This window comes from Luteolibacter pohnpeiensis, from assembly GCF_016595435.1.
Taxonomy (GTDB): Bacteria; Verrucomicrobiota; Verrucomicrobiia; order Verrucomicrobiales; family Akkermansiaceae; genus Luteolibacter; species Luteolibacter pohnpeiensis.
Map to the genome: position 1 here is coordinate 94,019 of NZ_JAENIJ010000013.1, position 10,549 is coordinate 104,567.

A 10,549-nucleotide genomic window follows, 5' to 3' on the forward strand; every position below is an offset into this window, starting at 1 on the left:
GTGGGTGGCAAAAATCGGAACGTGGCCCCGCATCGTCAGTGATGAGTCGGTGCCCGTTTAGGAACTCAAGCGATGCGTTGAGGCATAGTCGAGGCGGGAAGTTGTTCCAGCGGAACGAGTCCTGAAAACTGAACCCTGAAAACCAGCAAACTTTCCCATCACCTCACCGGTAGGGCTCTTGGGGGTGGTGGGTCTTCGTAGTCGGGTTCGTCGATGGGGAGAGCTCGTGGCGGCTGTGGGTCCTGGACGGGGAGGGCGCGGGGGGGATTGTCGCGACGGGTCGGTTGCTGCGGAGAATTGGCAGGTTGAGCGTCGCGAAGGTCTTCGGGGCTGACGGGTAGGGCTCGCACCGGGTGGATCGGGCAGAAGTCGTTGGTGTCAGGCGCGATGTCGGACGGGACTTGGGCGTCGTAGGCGGTGCCTGCTTCTTCGCAGCCTGCGGTCGCGCGCTTGCCGGACAGATTGCAGAGGCGGCAGGTGACGAGATTGACTTTGCGATTCAATTCGCCGGCTTTGTAGCCGAGGCGATCGGCCGTTTTCATGATGTCGACCCAGACCGGCAGTGCCAGTGTCGCGCCGTAGCCGCCTTGGATGGTTTTTTTCGGTTGATCGAAGCCGACCCAGACGGCGCAGGTGAGGTTCGAGGTGTAGCCGGCGAACCAGGCGTCCTTGAAATCGTTGGTGGTGCCGGTTTTGCCGCCGCAGGGTTTGTCAAACCCGAGGCGCTTGATCGCTGAAGCGGTGCCGCTGACGGTGACTTGGTTGAGGACTTGGGAAACGGACCAGGCGGAGCCGGCGTTGGTGGCGGTGTAGGAGGTGACGCGGGGTTTGTGCAGGACGTTGCCATCGCGGTCGCGGATTTCCGTGATCAGGAAGGGCATCTGGCGTTCGCCTTCATTGGGGAAAATGCTGTAGGCGGAGGTCACTTCCCATGGCGATGCGTCCCAGGTGCCCAGGAGGGATGCCGGGTTGTTGGTGATTTCTGAAGTGAAGCCAACGTTGCGGGCGACTTCTTTGATATGGTCCATTCCGGCGTAATTGCCGACGCGGACAGACATGGTGTTGCGGGAACGGATGAGGCCGTAGGAGGCGGGGAACATGCCACCGAATTTCCCGTCGGAGTTGTGGGGGCGCCAGTTGCCGCCGCCTTTGATTTCTCCGGGTTGGATTGGGCCATCGCTGATCTGAGTTTGCGGGGTGAGGCCCTTGTCGAAGGCGGCGAGGTAAACGAAGGGTTTGAAGACGGAGCCGATCGGCCGCCGCGCTTGCATGGCCCGGTTGTAGCGGGATTCATCGGCATCGCGCCCGCCGATGATGGCGAGTACGGCTCCCGTGTGGTTTTCCATGATGAGGGCCGCGCCCTGCATGTAGTCGGGGTCGCCCCGTTTGTCCTCCGGCAGTTCTGCCCATTGGCTGCGGGTCTGGTGGGCGTAGCCGGGCTGGCGCTCCACCTCGCGAAGTTTCTTGTTGAGCGCCTCTTCACCGGATTGTTGCAAGCGGAGGTCGATGGTGGTGTGGATGGTCAGGCCGCCGAGCTCGATGTTGCTTTTTTCCAAGATCACCTCGAGCTCACGGCGGATGGCATCCATGGCATAGGACTCGTGGTATTTGCGGCGCCACTCAGGACGCACCTCGATGGCTTTGCTCTTGGCCTCGTCCGCTTCCTTGCGGGTCAGAACGCCGGCATCGACCATGCGTTCGAGCGTGGTATTGCGTTCGCGGGTGGCAGCTTCGTTTGAGGAAAACGGGTTGAACACGTCAGGTCCGCGAACGATCCCGGCGAGCATGGCGGATTCCGAAAGAGTGAGCTCCGATGGGTGTTTTTCGAAATAAATCCGGGATGCTTCACCGACGCCTTTGATCTGGCGGCCCCAGTTGATCTGGTTGATGTAGGCTTCGAGAATCTCGTCTTTGCTCATCGCTGCCTCGATGCGGACGGCGATGGCGATTTCGAGGAATTTGCGATCGATCTGGCGAATGGTTTGGCCTTGGTCACGGCGCTTGAGCTGGAAAATATCCGAGGCGAGCTGCTGGGTGATGGTGGAGGCACCTTCTTTTTTGCCTTCGAGGTTCTTCATGACCGCGCGTCCGATCCCCATGATATCGAAAGCCCCGTGTTTGTAGAATCGCTCGTCTTCACGGGCGATGATTGCCTTGCGGAAATTTTCCGCGACTTGCCGCAGTGGGACGATCGAGCGTTTTTCGCCATGGATGCGGCCGATTTCCTCGCCATTACGATCTAGGATGATCGTGCGCTCGGGCATGGCGTGCAACTTGTTCAAATCATAGCGGGATGCCCGGAAGCCATAAACCACGGAGAGGAAAAGCAGAACGTAAAGGCTGGCGGCGAGCGGATGACCGATCAGGCGGGCCAGGATGCGCAGGGCAAAGCTGAGATTTCTGGTGAGGAAATTCACCAGATAAAACGGCCAGAACAGGAAAAGGTTGAAGGCGTCGGGGGAGCGCTTGGTCGCAGCTGCCTTTTGATTGCGGCGCCGATTTGGGTCTGCAGGTTTGCGTTGTGCCATGTGCGTCGCTAGACTAGCTCATTGATGGGCGACGTTCCACTCTGATTACTCCTCAGACGAAGGGGAAGTGCAGCGCCGCTATTGAAGTTGTTAATATGAGAGCGTTGCCAATTCTTTCAGTCGCCTTGATCTTCACGCTGCAACTTCCGCTCATGGGGCGCGAGCCGCTGCGAAGTGTTGCAGATTTGGAAAAGCTGGAATCCAAGGTGGAAGCGGTCGCCGTCAAAGTCCAGCCGTCGACGGTGGCATTGGTTTCGGAAAAAGTCGGGTCGTCAGGCTCCGGGGTGATCGTTTCGAAAGATGGATTGATCCTGACTGCTGCGCACGTGGTGCAGGGAGCGGAGGAACTGACCGTGAATTTTCCGAACGGTAGCAAAGCCACCGGTAAGGTTCTGGGAGCGAATTACTCCAAGGATATCGGCATGGTGAAAATCGAGGAAAAAGGCCCCTGGCCGTTCGTCGATCTGGGCAAATCCAACTCGCTGGAAGCCGGAGATTGGGTGATCGCGATGGGACATTCGGCCGGATTTGATAAATTCCGCACACCACCGGTGCGATTCGGGCGTGTGGTCTCGAAAGGTCCTGGAAATTTCCTCACCACCGATTGCCGCTTGATCGGTGGTGACTCGGGTGGCCCGCTTTTTGATCTCGATGGCAAGGTGATTGGCATCAATTCCTCCATTGGTGAGGATCTGAAAAACAACAACCACGCCGGGATCGATGGATTCCAGGAAGACTGGGATCGGCTGATTGCCGGAGAATCCTGGGGACGGCTGGAAATGAACCCATTCGTCAATCCGGAGCGGCCGGCCTTGGGCATCGACTACGGGCGCAGGCGCGGAGTTGTCGGGGCCTTGGTGGAATCGGTCGTGCCAGGCAGTCCTGCCGCGCAAGCCGGTTTGCACAGTTGGGATTTGATCACCAGCATTGATGGCGACGAGGTTCGCAGCCCGCAGGATGTGGAGCAGAACATCGTCAAACGACGGGCCGGCGATGAGGTCACGATCGGCGTTTTGCGGGACGATCAAAAAATGGAGTTCAAGGCAACCCTGGCCAAGCTGGAGAGCCTCCAGCAGACCAACGAGGATGAACGCTGAGTTTAGCAACGAAGAATCAATCATTTAGAAAGAAGTCATGAAGACAGTTTTGGGTATCTTGCTGCTATTGGGATCTCCCGGTGTGCTTCTCGCACAGCGCAATCCGGACGGAGACCTCGGAGTTCCTCTACTGAGTGCGGATGAAAAAGCGGTGGTGCAGGAACAGGACGCGGAATTCATCTCCGCAGTCCGCCCGGTGTTGGAAAAAGCCTCGCAATCAACCGTTCGGATTTGGGGCGTTCAGGGGAGACGGGATGTTCGTCTCGCCTACGGAACGGTCATCGGGGATGGTCACCAGATTTTAACGAAATGGAGCCAAGTGGCCAAGGTGACGGAGGATTTCCGCGTCGAAACCTGGGATCACCAGGTGCGCCCCGTGGAAGTCAGCGGAGTCTATGAAGACGAGGATTTGGCGGTGCTGACCATCACCGGAGACCCGTTGGTGCCGGTGAAGTGGTCTTCGGAACCATTACCGCTCGGCAAATTTTTGATCGCAACCCAGCCCGATGGCCAAATGGCAGCCTACGGAGTTGTTGGGGTGTTGGAGCGAAATCTGCGCGATGGTGAGCCCGGCTATCTCGGCGTTTACGGCGATCCGGAATTCAATGGACCGGGTGTGCGGGTGAAGGAAGTCCTGCGCGGGACCGCGGCGGATGATGCTGGATTGAAAGAGGGGGATTTGATCCTGCGCGTGAACGACAAGGTGCTGACCGGCATGTCGGAACTCGTCGATGCGCTCGCAGGTGCCAGCCCGGGCACGGGAGTCGACCTGTTGATCAAGCGCGATGGCCAGGAGCTGGCGGTCGATACCATTCTTGGCAGCAAGCCGGATGCCTCGCAATTCGCCGGTAGCCGTCTCGCGCAAATGGAGCGAATGGGCCTTGAGGAAGGTTGGAGCCAGGTGCGCTCCGGATTTTCCAAAGTTGTCGAATCCGACATGGTCCTGCTGCCGGATCAGGTTGGCGGGCCGCTGGTTGACCTCCACGGCAATGTCGTCGGAGTCAGTTTGGCGCAGGCATCCCGGACCCGGAACTACTTTGTATCTGCCAGCCGGGTTCAGGAATTGCTGGGTCAACCCTCGACGGATCCCGCGGTTGCATTGGCCAAGCTGAAAGAGCGGGAAGAAGCGCTGGAATCCGCTCCACGTCTACGCCCGCAAGTCATCCCGCTTTCGCCGCAAGAAGGACGGGATATGATGGAAAAAATGAACCGGAATCTCACCGATATGGGGCGCTTGGCCGATCGCATCATGCGTGAGCTGGGTGCGCTGGATAACGAGTAAAGGAAATCTCCCTGATGCTGAACGAAGGAAGGCAGGATCTGAATCTGCCTTCCTTTTTTCGTTCTCGGAACCGCCTTTGGGTTCAGTCCTTTCGAGTCAGTTCGACGAAAACGTCTTCCAGAGTTGCCTCGTGGCGATACAGCGAGCGCAGTGGCCAGCCATATTGAGCGGCCAGGTTGTTGATGCGCTCCCGGGCGTCCGTGCCGGAATCGACCCAGACGGTGAAACGGGTCCAGCCCTCGTCCAATGCCTCGGAACTGACTTTTTTCACCCGGTCGAGCCGTGAAATCGCACCGCTGGCGACTTCGGCATCGGCCTGGAGTTCGACATGCACCCGCCCGGCGGATCGCATCTGGTTGATCAAATTGGTCGGCGTGTCGGCCGCTTTGATCTTGCCGCCATCGATGATGATCACGCGATTGCAGGTCATTTCGACTTCGGACAGGATGTGCGTGGAAACGAGCACCGTGTGAGACTCCGCCAGCCGTTTGATCAGTTCTCGGATTTGTCGGATCTGATTGGGGTCCAATCCGTTGGTGGGTTCGTCCAAGATCAGAAGGTCCGGATTGTGGACCAGCGAATCGGCGAGGCCGACGCGCTGGCGGTAGCCTTTCGACAGCGTTTTGATCATTTTACGGCGCACCGCTTCCAGCCCGCAGGTTTCCAGCATTTCGCCCACGCGTTGGCGGGTTTGCTTGGAGTTGAGTCCCTTCAGCCGCGCGCGGAATTTCAGGTATTCGCGGACCCGCATGTCTTCGTAGAGCGGGACGTTTTCCGGCATGTAACCAATTCGTTTTCTGGCTTCTAGCGATTGCCGGAAGATGTCGAATCCGGCGACTTGGGCGCTGCCCGAGGTGGGTGGCAGGTATCCGGTGAGCATGCGCAGGGTGGTGGTCTTGCCGGCGCCGTTGGGGCCGAGGAAGCCGACGATCTCGCCGCGGTCGACGGAAAAGGAGATTCCGCGGACGGCCTCGTGGCGGGCGAAACGTTTGGAGAGTTGCTGAACTTCAATCATGGCGCACTTCGGGTGAAAATCCCGCATGTTCGGTTGACGGGGTGGTGTGTTCCCCTTAACTAAGCGTTGTGCGTGGCGGGCCAAGCGGGAAATTCGCGGACTGCACGTTGAATTTCATCCATCTCCCATGAACTCCTCGGTTTCGGCGCGTCTCAACGCGGATTTGCTCGACGATAAATACGCACAATGGTGCGAAGATCCTCATTCGGTTGAACCTACTTGGGCTGCCTTTTTTGAAGGTTTCGAACTTGGTGCAGCACAATCCCGTAAAAAAGAGGAGTCTTCTTCGACCGCCGCGGTACCTGCCGCCACACCGGTATCGGTCAGTTCGACCCCGGACATGGATCTGGCGTTTTACGGTCGGGTCGTGAGCCTGGTTTACAATTTCCGCACGCTTGGCCACACCCAGGCTGCCATCAATCCCCTGGAAGACGAGCCGGAGTGGAATCCACGCCTGAGCCTCGACCAATACGGTTTCACCGAAACAGACATGGATCGCGAAGCGTCGAATCCATGGTTCCGCAATGGCGAAACGATGAAGCTGCGCGACATGGTGGCCGCCCTGCAGTCGACCTACTCTGACAAGATCGGCTTCGAATTCATGCACATCCACAATACCGCCGTGCGCCATTGGGTGCGTGAGCGGATTGAAAAGCATGCGCTGAACAAGGGCTTCGCCGCTGAGCGGAAGGTCAAATCCCTGCGCTGGTTGCTCGAAGCCGAAGTGTTCGAAAACTTCATCGGCAAGAAATTCCTCGGCGAGAAGCGCTTCTCGATCGAAGGCGGCGAAGGTACCATGGTGGTCCTGAACGCGATTCTCGAAAGCTGCCCATCCAACGGCGTGCTGGAAATCGAGATGGGCATGGCACACCGCGGTCGCTTGAATGTCCTGGCGAATTTCGTCCGCAAGTCACTCACCACCATTCTTTACGAATTCACGCCAAACTACGTGCCGGATCTCGTGGCCGGTGATGGCGACGTGAAATACCACCTCGGTTACGAAAGTGTGCGCGAGCTGGAAGACGGCACCGTCCGCGTCAGCCTGGCTGCAAACCCAAGTCACTTGGAAGCTGTCAACGCAGTGGTCGAGGGCAAGGCCCGCGCCCGTCAGCGCATCCTCGGTGACGACGGTGCCAAAACCGACCGCACCCAGGTGCTGCCGATTCTCCTTCACGGTGACGCGGCTTTTGCGGGTCAAGGTTCGGTTGCCGAAGTGCTCAACCTTTCCCAGCTCCCGGGCTATCGCACCGGTGGCACGATTCACCTGATCATCAACAACCAGATCGGTTTCACCACGTCGCCAGCCGATGCGCGCTCGTCGTCCTACGCAACGGACGTTGCCCGGATGATCGATGCTCCAATTCTTCACGTGAACGGCGAAGAGCCGATGGAACTTTACTGGGCGGCGCAATTCGCTCTGGAATTCCGCCAGAAATTCGGCCGCGACATCGTGATCGATATGTATTGCTACCGCCGCCAAGGCCACAACGAGGCGGACCAGGCAGCATTCACCCAACCGATCATCGCCAAGAAAATCGCCGCACGTCAGCCATTCGGCCAGATGTACAAGAAGCGCTTGGTCGACGATGGCACGCTCACCCAACCGCAAGCGGATCAGGTCGAGCAAACCATATGGGACACGCTGGAAGCGGGTTATCAGAAGATGATCGAGCTCACCGAAGCTGGTGATCGCACCGTGTTCAGTGGATCGACCGCGATTGCGCAGCCGGAATATTCCCACGCTCCGGTTCCGACTGGAATCGATCGCGAGAAGTTCCAGCACATCGGTAAGGTTCTCACCAGCATTCCGGATGGATTCCATCTGAATCCGACTTTGGCTAAACGCTTCATTCCGCGCCGCATCGAGGCTTTGGCCAGCGGTGGACCGATCGACTGGGCCTTCGCCGAATCGCTCGCGATGGGTTCCCTCTTGATGGAAGGCAATCCGGTCCGACTTTCCGGTCAGGACTGCCGCCGCGGCACCTTCTCCCAGCGCCACGCGGTTTTCTACGATTATGAAACCCGTGAGCGTCACATCCCGCTGGAGCAAGTCTCCGCGGATCAAGCGAAGTTCTGCGTTTACAACTCGTTCCTTTCCGAGTTCGCCGTGCTTGGATTCGATTACGGATATTCCCTCGGTTACCCAAGCATGCTGACGCTTTGGGAAGCCCAGTTCGGCGATTTCTCAAACGGTGCCCAAGTCATCATCGACCAGTTCATTTCCTCGGCAGAGTCAAAATGGCAGACCCCATCTGATTTGGTGATGCTGCTTCCTCACGGATACGAGGGCATGGGGCCTGAGCACTCAAGCGCACGACTTGAGCGGTTCCTGCAGCTTTGCGCCGCGCAAAACCTGATCGTCGGTAATTTCACCACACCGGCTCAGTATTTCCACGCACTGCGCCGTCAGAAACGCCGTGACTTCCGCAAGCCTCTGATTCTGATGACGCCGAAGAGCTTGCTGACGCGGGCCGAGGCAGTTTCCCAAGAATCGGATTTCCTCGAAGGCACCTGCTTCCAGGAAGTGCTCCCGGATATCAAAATCTTTTCCAACCCGAGCGACGTTTCGCGCGTGGTATTCTGCTCCGGCAAGGTTTTCTACGATCTGGTCAACCATCGTCAGGAGAACAACATCGAAGACGCCGCCATTGTCCGGATGGAGCAACTTTATCCATTCCACGACGAAATGGTCGCAGCGATCATCAGCCAGTATCCGAACGCCTCGCAGTTCGTCTGGTGCCAGGAAGAGCCGCTCAACATGGGGGCCTGGTCTTACATTTTCCCACGACTCGAAAAAGTCGTCGGCCAGAAAGTTCGTTACGCCGGTCGCGGCCAGGCATCCAGCCCGGCTGCCGGGTCCAAAGCCCAGCACTACCGCGAGCAAAAAGCGCTCCTCGCCAAAGCCTTCGAAGTCTGATTTTCCCTATCTTTACCACTCCGCAGATCCATGTCTCTCGATGTAAAAGTCCCCGCAGCCGGTGAATCCATCACCTCCGCCAATGTCGCCCGCTGGCATAAAAGCAGCGGTGACGCCGTGAAAAAAGGCGACGTCCTTGTCACCCTTGAAACCGATAAAGTCTCGAACGAGCTGGAAGCCGATGTCGACGGCACTCTCGAAATTCTGGTGAACGAAGGCGAAGAGGTGAACATCGGGACCGTGATTGCACGGATCGAAGAAGGTGCAGCAGCTCCTGCGAGCGCCAGTGAACCTGCAGCGCCTACCCCAGCCGCAGCTCCCGCAGCTTCACCATCATCGGGTGAGCCAGTCGACATCAAGGTGCCGGCAGCTGGCGAATCGATCACTTCTGCGAACGTAGCTGCCTGGCGCAAGCAAGACGGCGATGTCGTGAAGAAAGGTGAAATCCTGGTCACGCTCGACACCGATAAAGTTTCGAACGAACTGGAAGCCGACGTCGATGGCGTCCTCCGCATTTTGGTGCACGAAGGTGAGGAAGTTTCGATCGGCACGGTGATCGGCAAGATTGAGCCAGGTGCTGTAGCAGCAGCTCCTGCTGCCGAGTCGAAACCAGCTCCTGCTCCAGCAGCAGCGGCTGCGTCACCCGCGCCTGCGCCGAAAGCGGCTGAGTCTGCTCCCGCAGCACCAGCCAAGCTCAAGCCGGATTTCACCGTGCTTTCTTCGCCAAAACCGGCTGAGGCGGCAGCGACTCCGCAAGCATCGGATGGCCGCACGACCCGCAAGAAAATGTCGATGCTGCGCCGCAAGATCGCGACTCACTTGGTGAATGCCCAGCAAACGGCGGCGATTCTCACGACCTTCAACGAAGTCGACATGAGCGCCGTCATGGACCTCCGCAAGCAGGTTCAGGATCAGTTCATCAAGAAGCACGGAGTGAAGCTCGGCTTCATGTCGTTCTTCGTGAAAGCCGTCGCACAGGCGCTCAAGGATGTGCCTGCGATCAACGGCCGGATCGAAGGCAACGAAATCATCGAGAACCATTTCTACGACATAGGAGTCGCGATCGGCACAGAAAAAGGCCTCGTGGTTCCAGTGCTTCGCGATGCTGACAAAAAGTCATTTGCCCAAATCGAGAAAGACATCATCGACTACGCGACCAAAGCTCGCGATGGCAAAATCACGATCGAGGATCTCACCGGTGGTGTGTTTACCATTTCGAATGGTGGCACTTACGGATCGTTGCTCAGCACACCGATCCTCAACCCTCCACAAAGCGGAATCCTCGGCATGCACACCATCCAGCAACGCCCGGTTGCGGTGAATGGCCAAGTCGTGATTCGCCCGATGATGTATCTGGCGATGAGCTACGACCACCGCCTGGTGGACGGCAAGGAGGCGGTGACGTTCCTGATCCGCATCAAGGATTGCCTCGAAAATCCGACCCGCTTGCTGCTGGAAATGTGATTTTCCGCTGAGGTGGGGTCGAACTGACCACTCAAAATTCAGGCCCAGGAAGACGCGATTACCGATAGATTGGTAAGACCGGCTTCCCGGGTCTTTTTTCTATTTCTCGTCTCTGATGAGATTGGGGTGAATCCACCCTCCTAACTTAGACTAGACTGATTGCCAGAACTCATTTCCGATTGAGATTCGGAAGTGAGCATACGGAGCTCACGGTTCGCGGTTGATCGAGAAGCGTTTGGAGTGAAG

The 10,549-nt window shown here is 57.9% G+C and carries 6 protein-coding genes; 4 read left to right on the plus strand and 2 right to left on the minus strand.

The window, feature by feature from the left end:
* Positions 1-158: 158 nt before the first annotated feature.
* Positions 159-2,528 carry a transglycosylase domain-containing protein gene (locus JIN85_RS09985; protein ID WP_200270199.1) on the minus strand — a complete coding sequence of 790 codons (2,370 nt, stop codon included), beginning with the start codon at positions 2,526-2,528 and terminating at the stop codon, positions 159-161.
* 95 nt (positions 2,529-2,623) lie between these two features.
* Between JIN85_RS09985 and JIN85_RS09990 the strand changes: the two genes are divergently transcribed.
* Both JIN85_RS09990 and JIN85_RS09995 read left to right on the plus strand, forming a co-directional pair.
* Positions 2,624-3,625 (plus strand): S1C family serine protease, encoded by a 1,002-nt coding sequence (locus JIN85_RS09990; protein ID WP_200270201.1) that lies wholly within the window; start codon positions 2,624-2,626, stop codon positions 3,623-3,625.
* Positions 3,626-3,662: 37 nt separating this feature from the next.
* On the plus strand, positions 3,663-4,907 hold the full coding sequence (locus JIN85_RS09995) for a PDZ domain-containing protein (RefSeq protein ID WP_200270203.1): 1,245 nt from the start codon (positions 3,663-3,665) through the stop codon (positions 4,905-4,907).
* Between the two features lie 82 nt (positions 4,908-4,989).
* Here JIN85_RS09995 and JIN85_RS10000 read toward each other — a convergent pair whose 3' ends face one another.
* Positions 4,990-5,922 carry an ABC transporter ATP-binding protein gene (locus JIN85_RS10000; RefSeq protein ID WP_200270205.1) on the minus strand — a complete coding sequence of 311 codons (933 nt, stop codon included), beginning with the start codon at positions 5,920-5,922 and terminating at the stop codon, positions 4,990-4,992.
* Between the two features lie 127 nt (positions 5,923-6,049).
* Here JIN85_RS10000 and JIN85_RS10005 point away from each other — a divergent pair, with 127 nt between their 5' ends.
* Complete coding sequence (locus JIN85_RS10005; RefSeq protein ID WP_200270207.1) at positions 6,050-8,839, plus strand: 2-oxoglutarate dehydrogenase E1 component; 2,790 nt, start codon at positions 6,050-6,052, stop codon at positions 8,837-8,839.
* 30 nt (positions 8,840-8,869) lie between these two features.
* Positions 8,870-10,303 carry a dihydrolipoyllysine-residue succinyltransferase gene (gene sucB / locus JIN85_RS10010; RefSeq protein WP_200270209.1) on the plus strand — a complete coding sequence of 478 codons (1,434 nt, stop codon included), beginning with the start codon at positions 8,870-8,872 and terminating at the stop codon, positions 10,301-10,303.
* Positions 10,304-10,549: the final 246 nt, after the last annotated feature.

Coding starts and splice junctions, on each gene's coding strand:
- sucB (WP_200270209.1), top strand. CDS start 8,870: ATGTCTCTCGATGTAAAAGTCCCCGCAGCCGGTGAATCCATCACCTCC.
- JIN85_RS09995 (WP_200270203.1), top strand. CDS start 3,663: ATGAAGACAGTTTTGGGTATCTTGCTGCTATTGGGATCTCCCGGTGTG.
- JIN85_RS10000 (WP_200270205.1), bottom strand. CDS start 5,922: ATGATTGAAGTTCAGCAACTCTCCAAACGTTTCGCCCGCCACGAGGCC.
- JIN85_RS09990 (WP_200270201.1), top strand. CDS start 2,624: ATGAGAGCGTTGCCAATTCTTTCAGTCGCCTTGATCTTCACGCTGCAA.
- JIN85_RS10005 (WP_200270207.1), top strand. CDS start 6,050: ATGAACTCCTCGGTTTCGGCGCGTCTCAACGCGGATTTGCTCGACGAT.
- JIN85_RS09985 (WP_200270199.1), bottom strand. CDS start 2,528: ATGGCACAACGCAAACCTGCAGACCCAAATCGGCGCCGCAATCAAAAG.